Source organism: Thermosphaera sp. (genome assembly GCF_059755995.1).
The window spans coordinates 1-20980 of record NZ_DBOUKL010000073.1; the positions used below are offsets into that span (position 1 = coordinate 1).

General features: G+C 44.1%; 22 protein-coding genes. 5 read left to right on the plus strand and 17 right to left on the minus strand.

Going from position 1 to position 20980, the window contains the following annotated elements:
- Both AC3OH0_RS07170 and AC3OH0_RS07175 read left to right on the plus strand, forming a co-directional pair.
- On the plus strand, positions 1-701 hold a 701-nt coding region (locus tag AC3OH0_RS07170), incomplete at its 5' end, for a TldD/PmbA family protein (protein ID WP_498345312.1).
- 2 nt (positions 702-703) lie between these two features.
- A complete protein-coding gene (locus AC3OH0_RS07175) occupies positions 704-2050 on the plus strand; it encodes a TldD/PmbA family protein (protein WP_498345313.1) in 1347 nt (448 codons plus the stop codon).
- A gap of 2 nt (positions 2051-2052) precedes the next feature.
- Here the strand turns inward: AC3OH0_RS07175 and AC3OH0_RS07180 are convergent, their stop codons facing one another.
- From AC3OH0_RS07180 to AC3OH0_RS07190, 3 genes are read right to left on the minus strand one after another with little or no spacing between them, the layout of a single operon-like run.
- The gene (locus AC3OH0_RS07180) at positions 2053-2967 is read right to left on the minus strand and encodes a biotin--[acetyl-CoA-carboxylase] ligase (RefSeq protein WP_498345314.1); all 915 of its coding nucleotides are present in this window, start codon (positions 2965-2967) and stop codon (positions 2053-2055) included.
- Positions 2968-2976: 9 nt separating this feature from the next.
- Positions 2977-3624: a YkgJ family cysteine cluster protein gene (locus AC3OH0_RS07185; RefSeq protein ID WP_498345315.1), complete on the minus strand. Its 648-nt coding sequence runs from the start codon at positions 3622-3624 to the stop codon at positions 2977-2979.
- Positions 3625-3646: 22 nt separating this feature from the next.
- Positions 3647-4189 (minus strand): nicotinamide-nucleotide adenylyltransferase, encoded by a 543-nt coding sequence (locus AC3OH0_RS07190; protein WP_498345316.1) that lies wholly within the window; start codon positions 4187-4189, stop codon positions 3647-3649.
- Between the two features lie 67 nt (positions 4190-4256).
- Here AC3OH0_RS07190 and AC3OH0_RS07195 point away from each other — a divergent pair, with 67 nt between their 5' ends.
- Entirely contained in the window at positions 4257-4844 is a 588-nt protein-coding gene (locus AC3OH0_RS07195; protein ID WP_498345317.1) for a site-2 protease family protein, read from the plus strand.
- Here the strand turns inward: AC3OH0_RS07195 and AC3OH0_RS07200 are convergent.
- From AC3OH0_RS07200 to AC3OH0_RS07260, 13 genes are all read right to left on the minus strand, one after another.
- Positions 4838-5218: a hypothetical protein gene (locus tag AC3OH0_RS07200; protein ID WP_498345318.1), complete on the minus strand. Its 381-nt coding sequence runs from the start codon at positions 5216-5218 to the stop codon at positions 4838-4840. The genes AC3OH0_RS07195 and AC3OH0_RS07200 overlap by 7 nt on opposite strands.
- Positions 5215-5643, minus strand: coding sequence for a hypothetical protein (locus AC3OH0_RS07205; RefSeq protein WP_498345319.1), 429 nt, complete (start codon positions 5641-5643; stop codon positions 5215-5217). Before AC3OH0_RS07205 ends, AC3OH0_RS07200 begins: the two co-directional genes overlap by 4 nt.
- A 2-nt stretch (positions 5644-5645) precedes the next feature.
- Entirely contained in the window at positions 5646-5894 is a 249-nt protein-coding gene (locus AC3OH0_RS07210) for a hypothetical protein (RefSeq protein WP_498345320.1), read from the minus strand.
- Positions 5895-5906: 12 nt separating this feature from the next.
- A complete protein-coding gene (locus AC3OH0_RS07215; RefSeq protein ID WP_498345321.1) occupies positions 5907-7475 on the minus strand; it encodes an HD domain-containing protein in 1569 nt (522 codons plus the stop codon).
- 67 nt (positions 7476-7542) lie between these two features.
- Complete coding sequence (locus AC3OH0_RS07220; protein WP_498345322.1) at positions 7543-7731, minus strand: DNA-binding protein; 189 nt, start codon at positions 7729-7731, stop codon at positions 7543-7545.
- A gap of 66 nt (positions 7732-7797) precedes the next feature.
- The gene (locus AC3OH0_RS07225) at positions 7798-8634 is read right to left on the minus strand and encodes a hypothetical protein (RefSeq protein WP_498345323.1); all 837 of its coding nucleotides are present in this window, start codon (positions 8632-8634) and stop codon (positions 7798-7800) included.
- Positions 8635-8720: 86 nt separating this feature from the next.
- Positions 8721-9986, minus strand: coding sequence for a hypothetical protein (locus tag AC3OH0_RS07230; protein WP_498345324.1), 1266 nt, complete (start codon positions 9984-9986; stop codon positions 8721-8723).
- A complete protein-coding gene (locus AC3OH0_RS07235) occupies positions 9983-10375 on the minus strand; it encodes a hypothetical protein (protein ID WP_193435936.1) in 393 nt (130 codons plus the stop codon). The genes AC3OH0_RS07230 and AC3OH0_RS07235 overlap by 4 nt, the downstream gene beginning before the upstream one ends.
- Positions 10372-11481: a hypothetical protein gene (locus AC3OH0_RS07240; protein ID WP_498345325.1), complete on the minus strand. Its 1110-nt coding sequence runs from the start codon at positions 11479-11481 to the stop codon at positions 10372-10374. The genes AC3OH0_RS07235 and AC3OH0_RS07240 overlap by 4 nt, the downstream gene beginning before the upstream one ends.
- A complete protein-coding gene (locus tag AC3OH0_RS07245; RefSeq protein WP_498345326.1) occupies positions 11478-14096 on the minus strand; it encodes a DUF2341 domain-containing protein in 2619 nt (872 codons plus the stop codon). Before AC3OH0_RS07245 ends, AC3OH0_RS07240 begins: the two co-directional genes overlap by 4 nt.
- Positions 14097-14849 (minus strand): hypothetical protein, encoded by a 753-nt coding sequence (locus tag AC3OH0_RS07250; RefSeq protein WP_498345327.1) that lies wholly within the window; start codon positions 14847-14849, stop codon positions 14097-14099.
- 46 nt (positions 14850-14895) lie between these two features.
- Positions 14896-15678 (minus strand): hypothetical protein, encoded by a 783-nt coding sequence (locus AC3OH0_RS07255; protein WP_193435932.1) that lies wholly within the window; start codon positions 15676-15678, stop codon positions 14896-14898.
- 13 nt (positions 15679-15691) lie between these two features.
- Positions 15692-17437, minus strand: a complete 1746-nt coding sequence (locus tag AC3OH0_RS07260) for a type II secretion system F family protein (protein WP_498345328.1) — start codon at positions 17435-17437, stop codon at positions 15692-15694.
- An 85-nt stretch (positions 17438-17522) separates the two neighbouring features.
- Here AC3OH0_RS07260 and AC3OH0_RS07265 point away from each other — a divergent pair, with 85 nt between their 5' ends.
- Positions 17523-19199 (plus strand): type II/IV secretion system ATPase subunit, encoded by a 1677-nt coding sequence (locus tag AC3OH0_RS07265; protein ID WP_498345329.1) that lies wholly within the window; start codon positions 17523-17525, stop codon positions 19197-19199.
- Here AC3OH0_RS07265 and AC3OH0_RS07270 read toward each other — a convergent pair whose 3' ends face one another.
- Positions 19200-19919: a hypothetical protein gene (locus AC3OH0_RS07270; protein WP_498345330.1), complete on the minus strand. Its 720-nt coding sequence runs from the start codon at positions 19917-19919 to the stop codon at positions 19200-19202.
- Positions 19920-20007: 88 nt separating this feature from the next.
- Here AC3OH0_RS07270 and AC3OH0_RS07275 point away from each other — a divergent pair, with 88 nt between their 5' ends.
- Complete coding sequence (locus tag AC3OH0_RS07275; protein ID WP_498345331.1) at positions 20008-20979, plus strand: DHH family phosphoesterase; 972 nt, start codon at positions 20008-20010, stop codon at positions 20977-20979.
- Position 20980 lies beyond the last annotated feature (1 nt).

A 20980-nucleotide genomic window follows, 5' to 3' on the forward strand; every position in this document is an offset into this window, starting at 1 on the left:
ATAGTGGTCTAGACAACGTGATTGTCGGCTTAAGTCTTCACGAAGCCTTCTGTCATGCTACTGAAGGCGACATCGTGGAGGCAGGAGGAAGCGTCTTAGCGGGGAGAATTGGTGAGCAAGTAGCGAGTGAACTGGTAACTATAGTTGATGACGGGCGAGTTCAAGGAGGTGTTTACATACCCTACGATGATGAAGGCACCCCGAAAACCAAGGTTTTCACGGTTGAGAACGGGGTTTTAAAATCGTTTTTACACAGCCGTTCAACAGCGAAATCATTAAGAGGGCTTCTCACGGGCAACGCTAGAGTCATGTCCTACAATCACTCTATTCTTGTAAGGCAGACGAACACTTACATGTTGCCACGTGATTGGAGCGTTGAAGAAATGATCAAAGATATGAGGAAGGGTTTGTACGTAAAAGGAAAAGGAGCTCTTGGAGGCGAGGTCAATCCTTTAACAGGCTCCTTCACATTCACGAGTGGTCCAAGCTATTTGGTAGAAAACGGCGAGCCTGTTAAACTGGTGAAAGGGGTGATGCTGTCAGGCATTATCTTAGATACTTTGAAGAGAGTTGACGCGGTTGGAAAAGACCTTGTCGTGAAAACAAGCGTTTTCGGCGGGTGCGGTAAGAGTGGTCAAATGGTTAGAGTCGGGGACGGGGGTCCTCATGTGAGGGTTAGAGGTTTCGTGCTAGGTGGTTAGGAATGGATGTTGAGTTTCTCCTAAATATGGGTAGGACTAAAGGACTTGAGGGTGTAGAGATATACAAGGTTGAAACAGATTCTCTCGCCCTTACAATCTCCAATGATAAGGTGAAAGAAGCATCGGCCTCTAAAACATTTTCAATGGGCGTTAGGGGATATATAGGTAAGAAAGTGGCAGGCGTAAGCATTAACGATGAAAATCTAAATGCCGAAGTAGCGTTCGAGAAGCTTTCCTCACTGATTAAAACAAGCATAGAGGATCCAAACTGGGTTGGTTTCCCGCCACCGCGTAAAGGATTTGTAAACATCGCATGCAGGGATGAGAGAATAATCCATGCAGATTATGCTGAAGTAATGGAGGCGATTAAAGAGTTAATGGAGATAATGAAGGATGAGGCGGTTGGAAACGGGGCTGAGAGAGCATCCGTCGTTGAAGGAATGGTTAGACTAGGGGCTCAGAAAATAACTGTTGCAAATTCTGAAGGTGTTCACACACAAGACGAGTGCACTGTTTCCGGCATCTTCATAGTTTTGAAAACAGTTACCGGGACAGGAGAGTCAGATAAGTCCTTCTGGATTGTAAACAGGAGGTTTGATTTTGCAGAGCTAGAATCCCTTGGAAGAAATACAGCTAGATTATCATTAATGTTCGCGGGTGCTAAGAAGATTGAGAGCGGTGAATATGATTTAATACTAACACCGGAGGCGTTCGCAGGGATACTAGTATCCGCTCTTATCCCCGCTTTCTCAGCATTAAACATTCTGGAGGGCAGGAGCCCTCTTAAGGGTAAGTTAGAGTCCATGGTGCTTCATGAAAAAGTAAACATCCTGGACGACCCCGGCATGCCGTTTGAAATCGGTAGCAGAGGGTTTGACGACGAGGGCATGCCCACCAGCTCAAAGGTTTTGGTCAGGAGAGGCGTGTTAAAAGAAATCTTGCACAACTACTACACCTCGGCGCGGATGAAGCATGAGACTTTAGGTAACGGTTTCAGGAGAAACCCGTCTTCTCCAACAACACCTTACCCTACAAACTTCCATGTTCAGCCTGGTGAAAGCAGGTTGGAGGATTTACAGCAAGAGTTAAAGAAGGGTCTAATAGTTTACGAGACAATTGGCCAGTGGATGAGCAACCCCTACAATGGAAATGTGAAAGCGACAGCAACCCATGCACTACTTGTAGAGAACGGGGAGATTAAAGGCCCTGTTAAAGGCGTGTTGATAACAGGAAATATTTACGAGTGGCTTGGAAGCAGGTTGAAAGGTATTGGAAGGGAAGTCTTCACATCGGAGGGTGTTGCAACGCCTGGGTTATGGGTTGAAAAAGTCAGGGTTGCAGGAGAGTAATTTTAATCTAGATGAATAATTTTTAACGCTTCTAACGATGATATTTTAACGCTTCCTGATCCTGTTTCAATGATTAACTCGCCTAGTTCTGATATCGACGAGGCATTTCCAACAATCTCAGCATCTTTCGTTACAACTCTGACTCTCCTACCAAGGGTTGACAGCTTTTCAAGATATTCGAGTCGTAGAAGCTCTGGCTTTTCAACAAGCTTCTCCATCCTAGATATCCACCCCGTCAACTTGCTGAATAACCGGTTCCTAGGCACTTGGGTTCCTGCAATCTCCTTCAGGGTTGTTGCAGTCTCTAATGGAGGATCATTGTTAATGTTGATGCCTAATCCAATGTATCCTATTATATCGGAGCCGGAGGTCTCTGCCTCCACCAAGATCCCTGCGAGTTTCTTATCGTTCACTACTATGTCATTAGGCCACTTGATCAACGCGTTGATCTTAAATTGTTCTCTTAAAATCCGTGAGAGAAGAACAGGAACTGCTATTGGGAGGAACTGTGCTAATTGAGCCTGCATCCGCATTTTATAAGTAACCCACAAGCCTCCGAGACTCCCAATCCATGTTTTGCCGTGACGGCCCTTGCCGTAAACCTGGTATTCAGCCACAGTGATACTCCATGGAGGATATTTCTTAGCCATACTCATTGTTGAACCAGCAATTACCCTGTGAACATAGTTCCACCCCCAAGGCTGTATCGCTCTGAGATTGTCGCCCCTGTAGAACATCACGGAGTCTTTTTCCTCCTTAAGCAGGAAGTATTTCCTGAGAACTGAGATAAAACCTTCATATTCTTCTCTCGTCAAACCCAGCTCTTTTTCAACGATTGTTAGAGTTATCTTTTCATTTTCCGAGAGCAATCTTAACAGCTCCAGCATTAATGAAAACTCCTCAGCCTCTCTCCCCATTTCTCATCCTCACTTTTTATCTCTAAGGGGTTGAATATTTAATAAATTAGGCATCTCGGGGAAATAAGTTCTAAGGAACTGATACAGGTTGATAACGGGCGCACCATGTTTCTCCTCGGCTAGATCTACAATTCTCTTCTTCCAAAGAGCTGATAGAAGCTCGAAATAAATGTTTCTCGCTCTCTCCATTTCAAGTGATGCTATAAACTCTTTAGGCGTGTAATAGTAAGCAAGCCTATAGGGGTTTTCAACAAACTCTAACCTTCTAATATCTCTGCTTACAACAGGGCATTTCATGCTCAGACCGTGTTCAACCACAGCGTAAACGTGTCGGTTAACATTGTCAACGTAATACTTGACCTGCTTGGGGACGAAAGGGTAGCTTCTACATATTAATGGCTTCGCAACATCATGTATTAAGCAGAGATTGTTTTTTAGAAAGGTGCATTTACCATCCACTAGTTCCATGACGTAGCTGAATGCTAGGTTGAGTCCGCTGATTTCATCGTACATTTTGTACCCCGGGGAGCTTTTGTACTTAAGATTGTATGTGTTTGCCAGAAAGCGTAAAGCAATGTCCTCATGGGGGAGTAGGGAAACGGGTGATAGAGTGCAGCATAGTCCGCAGGATGAGCAGGCAAACCTTAAATTCTCCATTTAAATCATACCACCCTGTTCATCAAGCTGTCGCGTAGTATCCGGGTAGCCTCTCCTTGTGTAGCATGATTATTCTTTCCACGCCTTTTATTTCCTCGATAAAATCGGCTACTGGAGGCGGAACCAGTTTCCTCCAGTCAGGGTTTCCATTAACCATCAAATGCCTTATATAGGAGCCGCTAAAAATGGTTCTATCCTCGAGAGGAGGTATTATAACATCATATCCCTCCTCCCTGAACAACTGCTGGATAATAGGGTTTAAAGTGATTACATGCGTGAAGGGGGGACTGTAGAGCTTCACGTTGTGAACAGCAGCCCGGTTAACCTCCATCGTTGGCAGGGTGACGGTTATAATCCTCGACAAGTCAAGTCCAGCCCATTTAAGCGACTCGCGTATCATAACCAATCTCTCACCACATGTGAAAGGGTTTTCGGGAGTGTGGCTTTGACTAGCCATCCCCACCATCACAATGACCTCGTCGAACTTCTCGTAGCAGTATTTCACCGCTTTCAAATGACCATAGTGGAATGGCTGAAATCTCGCGATCATCAGGCATCTTTTCATAAGTACCCCTTTAAAAGTTAAGTTTAAGATGGTTATAATAAATTCTTGCTTAACCAAGGTGGATTAGATGGATTATGACGAGCTTTTATCGCTCGCCATAGCCTCACTAGCGATAGGATTCGTGTTTGCATCAAGCCAACTGTATCGTTTAAACATTGTTTCTTTCTCTTCAGTGTTTTCAATAGCCGTGTTATCTGTGATCAGCCACGAGATAGCTCACAGGCAAGTAGCTAGAGTAATGAATTGCTACAGCAGGTATGTTTTACACCCTATAGGGTTGTTGATAACTCTTGTCAGCTCACTACCGTTCGTGCCCATAAAGTTCATCATGCCAGGTGTTACAGTAATAATGCCTAGGACATACGACTACTTAGAGCTCAAAAGGATAGAAGGTGTTACTTCGTTAGCAGGGCCTGTGACGAACATAGTTCTAGCCATGTTAGGATTCATGCTAATAAACTTATACCCGGGCTTGCCGGCCTCTTATTCGAGTTATGTTTACTATCTAGTATATGTAAATGCGTGGATAGCGCTTTTCAACCTGCTTCCAATTCCTCCGCTAGACGGGTCTAAAGTATTTAGGTGGAATCCTATGCTCTACCTGTTATCTATGGTTGCTTCAGTAGGATTGTTCTTAACGACAATAATTTATTGAGTCCTACCTAGTTTTTGATAATATTTTTCAATCTTCTCAACAATCTCCTTAATTCTTTCATGCTCCATGCTTGTCATACACTGTTCCACTAACTCACTGCGCATTTTCTTGTACTGGTCTAGAGGAATTTGCCCTCGCGACAAAAGCTCATCAACCTTTGAAATACAATCCTGCTCGAACCCTTTAATCGAGGCTGTTAGAATGTAGACGTCCTCGTATTTAGGGTCAGCCTTCTTTATTGTAACAAGCCCAGTAAGCTCCGCCTTCACGACGAAATCCTTCACCAATGGTAATTCGTGTTTCTCGAAAACAAAGCAACGATAATACTTGAAGGCTTTGAGCACTCTCTCAGCAATTTTTAACGCTTCACTCATTTCTCATCACCTAATCTTGTTCTCGTGACATTTAATTTAACACCTTCAGCGAATATTCTAACCAGCCACGTGTACACAGGGTCTCCCGCAACACGGGTTAACACTCCACTATTATATCTCGCCTTGTAAACGAGTACTCCCTTGTGATTGAAAACATTCACGTACCCTTTCACCCTGTTTAAATAATTTTTCACGAACCATCCGTATATTGCGAAATCACCGTGTTCTAGTCTTATTTTGATAAGTTTTGCATACCCTCTAACATAAGTTGGCACACCTTGTTTTTCCTCGGCAACGACGTCTCCTGAAGGTTTCACGAGGCCCTTACCCTTCTTATAAATTAATAGAATGCTTGAGGAAATATGCTTACTGCTACGGCTTCGCGAGTTTTCTATTAGAAAGTCTCCTATAATGTTGACGCTCAATTCTACTTACCTCTCACGTACAGCACTGAGTTCTCAACAAGCGAGACATCTAAACTCGGCGCAGTTGCGATCATCACCAGAGGGATCTGGGAAAGCTGTCTGTTAACTCTGACTTCAACATCTTTGAAAACGATTTGTTTCACTCCGTCATACTCCACGGTTTTGACAAGCCTGCCGTTTTCCCCGTAGAACTCTAGTTTAACACGGTATTCCTCTGGAAGAAACGTAAGGGTTATGAAGACCATTTCCAAACAGTATCACCGTTACATAGTCATGCTCTTGTGCTCTATTGAATCCATATGTTGAAACAAGGTCTTTAATGCTTCATCGTATTCCCTCTTTGTTAAACCCAGAGTAGACTCAATTGAAGATTCTAATGCTTTAGAAACAATGGGCTCCAGCTCCACATCATATTTTTCCCTTGCGATGTACGCACGGAAAATAACCATCAAGGGTAGCCCCTCTTCCAGCAAGTCAACCTCCCTGTCTAGAGTGATTTCTCTACCCGACTTCTTCCCGAGGTAAAGCCTAATACAGGGTCTTTTACCGGAGACCCCAGGTATTAACACGCTCTTGGACACGGGCGAGATATCCAAGATATCGATCCACACGTCCCCGTTGCCAATGTTCTTGTCTTCCACCGCGGATACTACTTCCTCAAGTATCAGGTTCTGGACTCGCTGCCTATACTCTTGATTAAACATTAACTTTAACAGTTCCTTCAGGTAGGTCAAGCCTTTTGAGGCATACAAAGTATACTCTCGACCCACGCGTCTATATGGGGGCTTTCTATCAATCATTATGGTTTTGCACAGCCTCCCTATATCGTCGTTAGCGTATAAAGCGTGATCCATCATTAACTTGTACATGAACACGTCTGTTAGCTCAAGATATGGGTACGGGTTCCCGGTTGAAATCATTGTAACCCGCTCAGACAGGTTGTACCTGGACTCCATTTTAGCGAGAATATCGTTTAGAACACGGTCGAAAGCCCTGTTAACGCTATGATAGTAAACATGCTCGTACATACCGGCTTTGGCAACCATGTACTCCCGGAATTCACCCCAAGCGGTCCTATCTAGTACAAAGATATAGTTGCCCCCCGCTACAAGAGGGTAGGTGTTTACGTATAGTCTCTCATGATGGATGTAGCCATACTCGCTTGCCCCCGTGTAATAGCTGTCCCTTTTGAGAAAATCGACGATATCGGTTGGGTAAAGGCTATCTTTTATTATCCAGCGGTAAACATTCAGTATTTTGCTACCCGGTTCCCTCTCCCGCAGAAGCTCAAGCAAGATTTCCGTGAGGTGGGGGAAGTCATGGATTTTTTCAAGCTTCAATAAGGTATCTTCCAGGAGTTGTTCTATTAGTCTAACCCCGATCCTCTCGTGATTTCTTAGCTCGGGCGGGATTTTTCCACTCCTCCATAAAACCATTTCCTCAAACGCGTGGCCAAACGCTGCGTGCCCTACGTCGTGAAGCAACCCTGCAAGCCTGGTTGCCTCGACTAAGCTTCTAGCCGGAAATCCCTCCAGCGCAGATTCCCCGTAAAGGGCTATGATCTTATCCGTATAGTCCTGGGCTACGATACCGCTTAAATGCATGACTCCTAAGCTGTGTTGAAACCTTGAGTGCATTGCACCAGGATATACTAAGTGCGCGGTTTGCAGCTGGAGGATGTATCGGAGCCTTTGAAGCAGGATACTGTTGACTACAGGTTCTTCAACCTCTTTATTGAATGTGACATAGTTGTATATGGGGTCGCTAACGATTTTCCAGGTAAACATTAATGGAAAATACTTGCTCGAGTGGATTAGACTCAACCACGTCACCGTTCTTAAAATACGGGGTAAGATATTGAGAAGTAGCCTTTAAAAAGATAATTAGTTCAAGACAGCTTTATTTTGCAACCCAGCCCTCCGGTACCCTGGAAGCCCTGTTTTCCTTCCTAAGATCGTGTAGTCTCGCTCTCACAGTATTATAGTTCAGCCCGGTCATTTGAGCGATCTGTTTAGGACTTAAAGGCGTCTTAGAATTCTTCAATGCTTCATATACTTTTTCCTTAATGTTTTTGGATTCTCCGACCATTTGATCCAAACCCCTTGATCTGATCATACATAGTAACTTTAAAAACGGTGGGATAGAGGAGAATGGTTACTTAGAGTACTCGTATACCCTTGCTTCAAACAAATCTCTCTGACTACCTCTGGGCAGGGTCTCGAGAACGTGTACTTCAACTCTTCTACCGGTCAAACTGGATAGGTAACCTTGGATCATTCCTATTGTGAATTCGGGCAGTGCCCTTGTTTGCTCCAAGTTTTTCAATATTAAAGATTCTAAATTACGATATATTTCAATACTGAAGACTACCCCGTTCTTATAAGTTACCTTGGCGTTGCCAAAACCCATTGAAGAATAGACGCCTTCGAAAAACCTGAGGGCGTTTTCATACTGATGCTCAATATTCAGGTGTTCAGCAGACTCACCTAGAAACTCCTTATACAATCCTGTCCCGAAAGCTACTCCCGTGTTTCTCATCAATGCTAGCATTAAAGCATCAGGGTGTTTGCCGTAGACGTATTTATACACTTCCCCCAGAAAAGGTTTTGGGAGAATGATCGACTCTAACCCTATGAATTCGGCAACCGAGTTCGGTATGAACAGGAAGTTTTCCCTGGAATCGTAAACGCTGACTTCGCTCACTATTTTGCCAAGCTCTTTTCTCATGCTTTTTGAAAGCTCCTCGCCGCATGCCCTATCACAGTTTTCAACCAGCAGGAACAAGTCTCCATACTCTCCTTTAACTATGGTGGGCGTTGTGATATTAACAATATTAATGCCTGCCTTGCTCACAACCTCAGTCACTTTCGCGACAACGCCAACCTCGTTTTTAAGTTTCAGATATAGGAGAATACCGTCCTCCGTTGTGATCCTGAAGGCTGTGGGAATGATCACCTTTACGAAATCATTATTTCCTTTCCCTAGCCTCACTATATTCGCCAGAATTCCCATAATCCCCCTGTGGTTAATCGATTTGAAAAGGTTTTAAAACGATCTGACTCAAAGGTGATGGAAGATCAATGAACATACTCTAGTGGGAAAACAGCCCTCTCATCCCCGTAAATGTTGAAGGGCACGCTGTCAAGCCAGTCTCCGTACGCGGTATTGGCGTAGTGTTTAAACACTATTTTAACCCCATTGTACAAGTTGACTCCCTCTATTCGGGTTGTGAGAAGTCCAGCCCAGAGGAAGGCAACGGTGACGCGTTCAAGCTTGGAAGAGGGGTCTGTGATGGTGTATGGAGGGGCGAAGGTGTCGTCGTAGTCTCTGTGCGAGAGCACAACATTTCTCCAAACAACGGCTTCTTGGTTCCACATGTTGCTGTCAGTACTATTGATTTTGAATATCAAAAGAGTGGTGCCATTCCCGTAATAATAGCTTACAATCGGCCTCATTGTTATGTTTCCTTGAGTAGTGTTTAAGAATGATAGGCGCTTCAGCATCACGCTGTAAAGGGTTAAATAGGTTTCACTCGGGTTAACAATGTAGTGTGCTTTAATTCCGTTCAAATCTACATATGCATTTACGTACACGGGGAGGTATATTCCATCATCGCTCCAGAATCCGGTGTAAAATCTTGCTGAATACCCGATTTCAACATATCTGATCATCCTCCTGTATCCAGCTGTCGCAGAGTATATGTCCAGTGTTGCATTCAGCCTAAGCGTAGCCTTGGATTCCGAGAAATTACCGTAAGATGCCACTTCTATTCTGTAGAATCCCCCTATCGAGCTTGTGTAGATAACATATCCGTAGCTTGCCATCATATCTCTCCAATTATTGAGCGTTATCTCAGCAATCCTTGCGGCCCTGAAAAAGTATGAATACGCTGCTTGTTGTAGCGAGAACGTGTAGTTGCTCATTGACCAGTTGAACCCTGGTGAAGTATAGTTTGAGTCGCACTTTCCTATGCACCTGAAATCATCATAATTGTACAAGGTCCACAGGGTCGCGGTACATTTTCTTCTATCGGTGCTTGGTCCAGGACACCCGTCAACGATGGTGCATGTCCTGGTCCAGCTACCGTATTCTTTAACCACATCGCTGTAGAGATTCCAGTAAGTGCTTTCGAAACCTTTCGACGCGTTTTGTGAGGCGGCTGAGAGAGCGCTGAGGAGGATGCTGTCCAACTGGTCTGTAATATATGTCCACTCTCCTGAGCTACCTGTTTCAAGAACTGTGAGGGAAGTATATGTGATTGTTGACGTGGTGTAGATTATTGTTGTAACCGTGAGCGATGCCACAAGGACTAGGGCTATTATGATTGGGAGCTGAGCCTTCATTTGTAACCAACCCTTATGGAGTATGTTAAAATAGTACCCATGATCGTTCCTTTCGAGTACACGAAAGACCTAATATAGAGCTGCTCTTCGGGAATGGTTAACGGGGATATCTCGTACGTGTCTTCCGAGACAACCTGATTGCTAACTAAGTCAACTTCTCTAATAGACACGTAGCAGTAGACAGCACCTGTAGTGTTTATGATCGTGTGGGCTAGGTCTCTCGCAGTCCAGTAAGGTCTTTGCCTGAGGATGTTCGGTATGTCGTATACTACCTCGTAAGACCTGGAGACGCCGGTGTGAGAATATATCTGTGTGAACAATACCAACACTGCTATGGCTATGATGGTGAAAGCTATGGAAGCAGAAATTACTTGAACCTGCCCCCTCATTTCCTCCACACCTTTATCTCTATTAAGTAATCAAACATCCCAATTCTTATGTTGGAGTATCTTGTTGTAGCCTGAGGCGGAGGTGTTTCCCCGAAAACCCATTCATTAGGATATATGGGTATGAAAACGCTTCTAGTGTTGTCAAAGAGAGAGACCAGCAGCAAATTGTATAATGGTGTGGTTAAGCTATTGACATATGTGTAATTTCCTCGTATAAAATCGCCCTGCCCTCTAATGTACTCCCTTTTCACGTCAACTCTCATACTCAATATTTTATACGCTACGTGTGTTGTGTTCCAATTGACTGAAGAACCGTAGTAGGATATCGTGGTAATGTTGTATGGCCTCCTTGAGATGGTTCCCCCCGCTGAAAACTCTATCCATTCTGTGACGTTGTAAGTGCTTGTTAGATACTGGCCGAAACTGGGCGCCGTGTAGTAGTATATCGTTGCGTTGTGGAGTGTTTTATTAATGCCTGGTACTGTAACAGGGGTCAAGTTATTCCTGGGCGTTATCACAGTCAACCCGTCTATATTTACTGGGTCACCAGTAAGCATTCCAGGCGCGATCCAAGTGGCTATGAAACGGTTATTTTTGGACTCCTGAACCACTATTATTACTCCAGGGTCTTTGACGGTTAGGTTGTAAAGTGCCACTTTAAACCGGTATAAACCACCAGGAGTTGTACCATCGTAGATTAAGGGGACTACTAACGCGTTCCTACCATTCTTGTCGACTAAGAAAATAGTTGTAGAGAGATTATAGATTGATGCAACGCCAATACTTGAGTATGGAGTCACATTAATCTCTTGTATTGGAGTATAGATTTTCGCGTAAACTCCATAGCCTCCTTGCATGAACGGGTTTAAGTAACTTGTTAAGGTGGAGTTTAAGGCTTCACTAACCTCTATCACCCCCTGGGTATAATTCCCTATGCTGAACCCGTAGAGTAATACGTACTTCAAAGCTTCTTCAAACGAGTAGGAAATAGTCTCAAGCCCTGTAGCAATTCTCGGAACATAGTAGGTTGTGGACAACATGTTGTAAAGAGGGATGAATGAGAGGATTATCAATATGGCAAGTAGATACTCTATGATCTCCTTCACGCTCTCCTCCCCCTGACGACCATTGATAACGCGTAATGGGAGTCCGGTATCACAATGATGAACAAGTCGACCAGGAGCTCGCTGGAAAACACTATTCTGTCAACATATTCAACTATCTTCACCTGAGGAGGGGTCGGAATACTTAGGGACTCAGATAAGTAACTGGGCTTGGCCAAAGGCTCCGGGTCAACGAACGGTCTTACACGGATCCATTCGTATATTCCTGTCAAGTTGGCACTGCCCTGTCCGGTTGACTCATACACCATTAACCCTACAAAGAATGTGAAATTAGCGGCTAACTTATATGTGAAGTTGTACGGGTTATAGGTGGAGGGGGTTGTATTATAGTAGTTCGGGTTCAAGATGAAGTAGTAGAGTTTTTGATTAAAGTACCCTATGCTGGTTATGTTGTAGCCAGCTCTTAGATTTGTGTCAGTGATTGCTTGTGTCTTAATATGATATTCCACGCCCTGTTGGCCCGTGGTAAATATCAACCCGCCGTCGATTATGAGAGGTTGTTGAAGATATGGTCGAAACATCAGCACCATTCCTCCGGAGACAAGGCTGGGGTACTCGATCCTGTCTATTAACTCCCCGTTATAGTAGAAGAGAAATTCCACCGGATACATCTCGCCTAGTATCGGGTATGTTGTGAGGTCGAAAACAGCTATTCCAGATTCATCGACCGTGGAGCTCTGGGCGTAAACTGCTTGCTTCTCAACCCTAGTGGTGTTGGTTTCATTATCGTAGACCAGTACGTCCTTGTAATCGACGATGGTAATTTCCCAGCCCGGGGAAAGACCAATGATGTAGAACTTTTTAGCGTCAAAATATATATTGGTATTGTTATTGTATCTACACGATATGAGATCGTCAAACCATAATTCACTGGAACCTAATATTTCGCTTGGCGAGTGTGCGAAGGGACCCACGTACTCAGGCTGGTAGACATCTAGGGTGCCCCTTCCATAGTACTCAAGTATTGTTGATCCATTATCAGGATTTATCACCTGAAATGAGTACTCTGAATTCGCAACTCCAGGCGATTTAACCGATACATAAATGATTACCCAATTCGGAAAGACTATATTGGACACCGAGGTAGAGTTTAACACCGTAAAATCTGTGAGAGCGGGTAATGAGTTTTTGCTATACAACAGTTTTAGAACATTTCCGCTAGAATCAAATTGTAATCCAAGGTAGAAGCCTCTTGTACGATCTAAATCCTCAGAAATTAAAACTCCTTTGATAACGCTTGTGTTATCAATCCTTACCTTATACAGGATTTGATAGTATTCTTGACCTGGTGGATATCTTATTAACGGAGGGTTTTCCCTGATGGCTATTGCGTAGTATCCTTTCCCGGGGACGTAGGATAGGCTTGTCGCGTTTAGAAATGTATCGTTTCCCATAGAGGAGATGCTCCAGGTTCCATATATTACTGTGTAGTTATCGAGGGATAATGATGGGTCCACGATGACGGGTCTGAGTGTTTTATTAAATACTTGTGCAGTATCGCCCACGTTGACCAGTCCGAGCAAGTACTCAGCATCCTTGCTGGCATTATTGTAAGGCCTTCCCAGCGCTTCCAATAAAACTCCCTGGTATTGGTCGAGCATTATAAACCTGTTATAGTAAAGGATGACGAAGCCTTTATTTTTAATGTCGAGCAAGGCGTTTAACAACCCGTTTGGAAGCAAATTGTAAGAATACGAATGCAATGGTCTCACGTTCCACAGTGGCGACCGTGACAGCAAGTCTTGCAGGGAGTTGTAACGTGTGAAGCTATCGTAGAACAGGAATATCCCGGGATCGCTTCTCTCAGCAGCATATGGGTTCCCCCAGTACATGTAGATTGTCTTATTCTCCAATGGTTGAATGCTTGGTATTTGAACCCAGACCCTCGCGTAATTAGGCTCCCAACTATCTATCCAATACTTAAGGGTTGAAACCCCGTCGGAGTCTGCAAAGCGGACATCACTCCGGGATGGAGTGTAAACTGTTTCCTGATAGGTGCAGTTTAGCCTTGAAGGATCAAACTCTATTTTAACCAAGTAGTTTGAAAGAGTAGTGTTAGCTCTCTCCTTGACATATACCGGGGAGCGGCAGAACCACAGGATCCCGCTCTCCACATAGCCTTCTGCGGGGTCAAAACCTTGTGTAACTCTTTCAACTATGAGCTCGCCTTTAGCAAATCTTAAAGGAGCTACTAGATCTGTTGGCTGAAATAAGAGGGAGATACTGTAGACTTTTTTATCCGCTGTGGAGGCTATCACGTAGAATGCTTGCGGATTATAATCCCCCCTCTCTCTTAGCCTGGGGAACTCTGAAGCTAGGACTTCTCCTCGACCAATATAAACGTTATAGCCTTTTTCACTTGATATTTCTACAGGTATGTTCAAGCTAATGCTGGATTGATTGGAGTTGGCCAGGTATGTCGAGGAGTAGAGGGATCTGATGCTTGCTGCTATCTTATCGGATATGTATTGCAGTATAGCTGTGTAATTATTGATCATGGTTATCTCGGACATGGACAATCCATACATAAAGAGGCCTACTAATAAGGCTACTATGAAACCCGTTCCAATAGCGTGGAGTAATGAAGGAGTCGGCATTCAGTTCACCTCTATTTCAAGGTTGTACACGGTTATTATGTAAACAAGGGGCGTCCCTGGAGGGATGGTCGACAGGTTTCTAGGCGTTAATGTTAACGTCTTCTCCAGTATCATGTCTGTGAAGGTTATTGACATGTTTAACGCGTATCCGGAAAACGTGAGTGGGCTACCTGTCATTGACATTCTCACAACGCCTCTCGGCCTATCCTTGTACTCAAGCCTAACGGTTAAATTGTAGTAGGATATCCTGTAGAAAAACGTTACACCGGTTAAACCCCTGGTGACCTCGCTTTCTACTAGAAGCCTGCAAGTATCCAGGTATAATCTGGTCTCACCCTGACTATAAGTCTCCAATACTCTTGGAATGAGCCGGGGATCGGCTACAACGTGCTGGTTTCCTCCGTATATGGTTGCATTAGGCCTTGAAAATCCTCTTACTCCTGAGATCAGCCCTGTACACTCGAAGTAGTGCGCCGGTATCTGGCTATTGTTGAAGAAGATGCTGATGGATCCTACCTTACCGTAACCTGTTGACTGCTGGTACATGGGAATTGAGATCTCGTAGGATCCTCCCATCATTGGAATGACTAAGGAGTTTCCGATTGACAAGAAAGCCTGCCTGTAATACATATATTCAGTAGTGGTGTTAAACCCCGCCATGCTTACGAATGTGTAAAAACTTAAAACTCCGAGCAAAGCTAGTAAAACAGATGTGATCAAAACAGTTGAGAAAGTCTCGGAGACGGACTTCATTCCAATACCTGATAAATAGTTAGTAGCTACCTGGTTTAAATATTTTTTACGACACCAGCACCGCTATTTTCTTATACACGATTCTGACAGTGAGAGACCCTGTTACAGGATCTATTGTGTGATTTGGCGGTAAGATATCTTTGAGAGTAATTACTGTTTGATTAAGAATTAATGTAAGGTTTTGAACAGATGAAAACTCTGAAACGCTGGCATAATAAGGTTCGTATTTCAGCCTTATTGAGCCGGTTCCCATCACGGTTGGGGGCTCCGATATGTTGTAAAATCCCCCGAAATCGGCTATGAGTATCTCCAAGTAGTAGTTCGATGGCCCTATTTTATACATGGAATAGTAGATTCTTGCGGTATCAAGCTCGATCATTGTCCATCCGTTATAGTAGTATTCGCGCACGAGGGCGAGTTGCTCGATCTCGTTCACAACAGTCTGGTTTTTCCCATAGACAATAGACCCTCTTACATCTTCCAGAACATTTCTGCGAATACCCCCGGTTAACGCGTAGAATTCGGTCTTATTGAAAGCTTGTATTAATGAATTATTACTCAGCTCCAGCCTAATAGTGAGATTCACAGGTATCTTCTTGAAACCTAAGGCTACAAGGGAGCTGGGATGCCGAGTGTAAACGGTTTGACCATTAAGGATTTCAGGAATGCTAAAGGCTATTTCGCGGAAAAGAGATTTCACATACCCGTACTCCACGGAAGCTGTTGTAGCATCAACACTAAAGGTTGAGAAGAAGAATATTGATAAAGAAATCAGTACAACAGTCATGAAAAGGATCATTATTACTAATGGCTCGCTGACACTTTTCACTTTGAAAGCCTCCTCACAAGAAACCGGTGAAAACTTTTGAGAACATGAAGAACAGCATCGTGACCAGGGTGAGAATCAAGGCGTGTTTAAACCCGGCTGCTACGCTCCCAGACCCAACTTTGCCGGCGACAAGGCCCATTAGATAAGTATTCAGAACAATGCTTGGGAGAACTGTGGAGGCCGCGGCCTTGAACTGGCCGGATGCTAAAGGTATTCTCCCCATGTAGACAGCCATGAATACTATGGTGAAAGCAGTTAACACTGCACCTAGGTACGGAACTATCATGAGCGTCCTCATGGAACGTTTCTTCTCAGCTTCTATTGCTTCAATGCTTTCCGCGAACCATGCAAGGTTCTCGAGAACGTCTACAGTGCCCCCGCCTACCTCGATCGAGTCGGTCAGGATGAACAGGAGTACCTTGGCCCTCCATGGTTTGATCTTCTTGAATAATTCTTCGATAATTTTCCTTAGTGGAACTCCTAGTGTGAGCTCTAGAGATATTTTCTTCAAGTACTTGGAGAACACGCCGTAGTCCCTGCTTGATAACTCGATTATGCTTTTTTCAGGTGGAAGACCTGTTTTCCTGACCTCAACAAGGTCTCTTATGAATCTTGTGATTCCATTATTGATGGTGTACTCTCTCGCGACGTATTCAGCATAGATCAGTGAAGGTATTATGCTAATTATCAGTGTCATTGACAATGCTATAGAGGACTCCACAAAGGTTAGGTTTGGAGGAACATCGGCTAACTTCATAGGTAGTATTAGGATGTCGTGAACGGCTGTTACGACAGGGTTATTTTTGAATGCCGGATTCCCGTAGAGCACTATCCCCAGTAACGATAGGACCGCGGCAGATGGAAGTGTGACCCCGAAGAACACGTAGTAAGGTCTCCAATCCATCCAGGCCTCCTTATACTGCATCACATCCCCTAAATAGATGATTGCTATGCTTATGAAGGGCATTAGAATGTAAAGGAGTAGGGTCATAGTTCCAGTGTCTATGCCAAAGGCTATGACCCCGCTATAGCTAGCTGTAACGAAGTATAGGACTGTGAAGCTGATCATAGTTAACAGCACTATTGCCAAGTACGATTCCAACAGTCCACCGAGCCTGTCAGCAATTATTTTCATGCTGACCAGCAGGTCGTTGAATAATGCCCTAGCCCTCTTGTTTAAATAATCTATAACATCGCCTCCAGCCTTTACCGTTGAAATATACCCTGATAGCGTCTCTCTAACTCTAGCGCTGGGGTTTCTATCAGAAAGCATTGCGAAGGCTGTAAGCGGATCCTTGCCTAGAATCTTATTTAATAGTACAAATCTTTGAGCTAGCTCACTGGTTTTCTGAAAAATAACACTGCCTTTTAGTATTCTTTCAAAAGCGATATATGGGGATAGACCGCTCATCACCATGATGCTGAGATAACTAATGGTGTAAGGAAATTCCTCATCAATCGCCGAGGCTCTTGAACCTGAAACGAGGGAGGGTATCAAGATCATTACTATGTATGTAAGAGGTGGTATGGCGAGGACAAGTGGGAGGAAAACTGGAAAACCTAGGAAGAAACTTAACACGCCCAAAGTAGCGGCTACTCCAGCCGAAAGCGCAAGGACAAATAATATGAGCGATGCGTAAACTTCTACGTGGATGTGTATGTTAGACCTTCGTAACTGTTTCGCAACACTCGGCGAGGCCCTTAAAACTTCATCTGCATAATCCCCGAAACACCTGTAAATGAAATCCCAGAATTTCATTGACACACCAATAGAAATAATTAACCTGCTATGTTAATAAATTTTTATAGTAAACCTGTAGATAAAAATAAAGTAGGTCACAGTTATGAATCAAGAAAAAGCGAGAAAGAGATTCTCTCTGTCATCGATTTTAACCATCAGGAAAAAGCCTAAGGAAATTGTTGAAAAAGAAGAGAAGAAACTAAGCATTGAAAGAGTAATGCCTGTCGAAGAACCGTTGAGAATTGTTGAAAGAGACCCTAGCTGGAGGGTTTTAGAGTCATACTACGTCTATAAGCCATTTGTGAAGATAACTATAGCGGAAACCCCAACGGGTCCCATGTATTTCGTTGAGGAGCAAGGATTAACCCCGGAGGACAAGTCTATTCTGTCAAAGCTGGCTGAGATATTAATGGACGAGATACACCCGCCATCTAAACCAGAGGATGTAAGGGATTTGAGAGCTTACGTGTTCAAGGAGGTTGAGAGAATTGCGGAGAAATACAGAGATAAGCTTGGGCTGGTTGGAGCAAGAAGAATTAAAGTATTCTACTATGTTGAGAGGAACCTCCTAGGCTATGGAGCGATTGACCCATTCCTGAGAGACCCTAATATCGAGGATTTATCATGCAATGGAGTTAACGTTCCAATTTTCATATGGCATAGGAGATACGAGAGTATTCCGACAAATGTATCGTTCATGGATGAGGAGTATCTCAACGAGCTTATTATGAAGCTCGCTCACATGGCTGGCAAGCACATTAGCATAGCATACCCGGTTCTGGATGCTATGTTACCTGAGAAACACCGTGTTGCTGCTACTTATGGGCACGAGGTCTCTGTGAAGGGTCCATCCTTCACTATTCGTAAATTCAGGGAGAAACCTTTTAGCGTTATCGAGCTGATCGAACAGGGGAACCTTGACAGCCTAACCTCCGCCTACATATGGCTCTTACTTGAGCACGGCAAGACCTTCATGGTAGCCGGCGGCACTGGAACCGGAAAAACAACATTGTTAAACGCTCTCTCAATGTTCATCAAGCCCGGGATGAAAATAGTCACTATAGAGGATACTCCTGAGCTCAACCTTCCACACGTTAACTGGGTTCAGCTAACCGGTAGGGAAGTTTACATTGCAGGTGCTCAGTCGCTGGGAACCAGCGTGAAGCTTTACGACTTAGTCAAGCTAAGCTTAAGGTACAGGCCCGATTACATTATCGTTGGAGAGGTTCGCGGTGACGAGGCTTTTGTCCTGTTCCAAGCCATGGCCACAGGGCACAGCGGTGCGTCAACCATACATGCTGAGACATTAGACTACGCTGTTAAACGCTTAACGAGCCCGCCAATGAACATCCCGCCCGCCTACATGAGGTTGATGAATGTTTTCATGCATGTTCAAAGAGTTATAACAAGAGTTGAGAAGGGAGTAGTAAAGGTTAGGCGTAGAATAACGATTGTCCAGGAAGTGGAGGACTTTGAGAAGTACATCAAAATCTCAACTTGGGACCCGAGAACAGACTCGCACATTGTGAACCTTGAAAGAAGTATTCACTTACAAGATATAGCAATGAAGAGAGGGCTTGACGTGGGTGATTTAATAGAAGAGATAAAGCGTAGAAGTACGGTTTTAGACTGGATGCTTGTTAAAGGGATAAAAGACGCCTGGGACGTGTCAAGAATAATCTTCGACTACTACTATGAACCCAAAGCCGTTTACGAGAAGGCCAAGTCCGAGCTAGAGGAGCTTTTAAAGAAGGAGACCGTTGAGACCTCCGTCGAGTAATTACTCCTCAACCCTCGTTTTTAGGTGAATGTTCAATTTCAAGTCGTAGTTATCTCTTAGCAAGGGAAGATCATTCTTTATGGTTTCAGCAAACTCTTCTTCTAAGCATTTTCCAAATATTCCTTTTTTCCTTAAAGTTATGAGAACTGTTAATTCGTTCCCAACGAGCTCGTAGACAAGGTCGACAATCCTACAGCCATAGGCTTCCGCGGTCTCGTTCGCTATTTGGCGAAACTCCTTCTTGAATTGCTGGAGTTTTTCAGAGTCTACCGCGGTTTTTTCAACAGGAATCGTAGCTTGAGGTTTCTCAACGGGTTTCCCAGGTGGGGTAGCCTGCTTCACCTCTTCCTTTTGAACCGGAACAGTTTCCCTGTTATCTTTGACTTCAAAAACTCTAAGAACAATACCGGGTTGGGAGAGAGTTTTGATTAGAATGTCAAGCGATCTCTCGCCGGAAACTCTCTCGCCGGTGTAGGAGTCTATGAAGAGTGTAGAGGAGACTTTACCATTTTCTACCAATATGGTTACACGTCCATTCTCAATAATTCCCGTCAACAGGTAAGTCCCTTGGTTGTTCTTGACTAAAAAATCCTTGAAGCTTTGTAAACCCCCTGAGAAAGTCTCAACGTACTTGGCTTTTAATAGTAATTCAGCCTCAAAAGTAACGTCGCCGAGCAAGTGAAGCTTGTCCCTTGCAACGGGGATATCCTCGGTAGTCAAACTACACTCCTCTAAAACCAAACTAAATTGCTTAAACCATATATAAAATACACTAGGAATTTATTAAATACTCTATGGCGGGATTAACATGAAAAATCTGCTTATCACGCATACAGACATGGACGGTGCGGCATCTGCAGGGCTATACTTATACTCTACCGGTATTTCAGAGTATAAAGTATTGTACACTGAGCCCTACATGATGAATGAAGCGCTTAAAAGAGTTGTTGCGGATCCGCCCAAGAAGATAGCGGTTTTCGACATTGGCGTAAACCCTGGCGTTTTCAGCCGCGTTTTGGAGATCATTACAAGCTTGACGGCTAAAGGGGTAGAGATTGAATGGTTCGACCACCACGTTTGGGAGGACGAATGGGCGGAGAGTTTGAGACAGCACGGGGTTAACCTTTTCATAGATAGGGAGACTTGCGGTGTTGGGGTAGTGGCTAAGTATGCCTTAAGCGGGAAGCATGATGCTGATTTGGATTTTCTGGAAAACCTTGTTAATGGTGTATGCGGTGGAGACTTATGGAGATTTGATCATTGGCTCTCCCCGTTTTACATAAGGCTTGTGAGAAGAAGGGATCCCGTGTCCTGGAAAAACATTGTGGTTAAAACCATTTCCAGCGGGATTTATTGGGACAAGGTGTTCGAAGAGAAGGTTTTAGAAGAGTTTGAAACAGAACTGCAAGAGTTGAGCGAGTTATCGGTTAACATGGCCTTCGAAGTGTTTGAGGCAAATGGCTTCAAGATCGGGGTTGTTCAGGTTAAAGAAGATGTTGAAAACAGCTTCCTAGCTTCGCTGGCGTTGTCAAGGGCCGGGCTAGACGTAGCTGTGATAGTGTCTCGCGACGGTAAGCTCAGCCTGAGGAGCAGGGACGTTAATGTAAGGGATCTCGCAGTAGCTCTTAATGGTGGAGGGCATTTGAGAGCTTCTGGGGCAAAGATCCAAGTACCTTTCACTGTTAAAATGTTGACAGCTATTTCCAGGAAATTCCTTGTAGAATACGTGGCAGACTTGATAAGGGAAAACGCATCTTACCTCAAACGGCTTGGCGATTAGG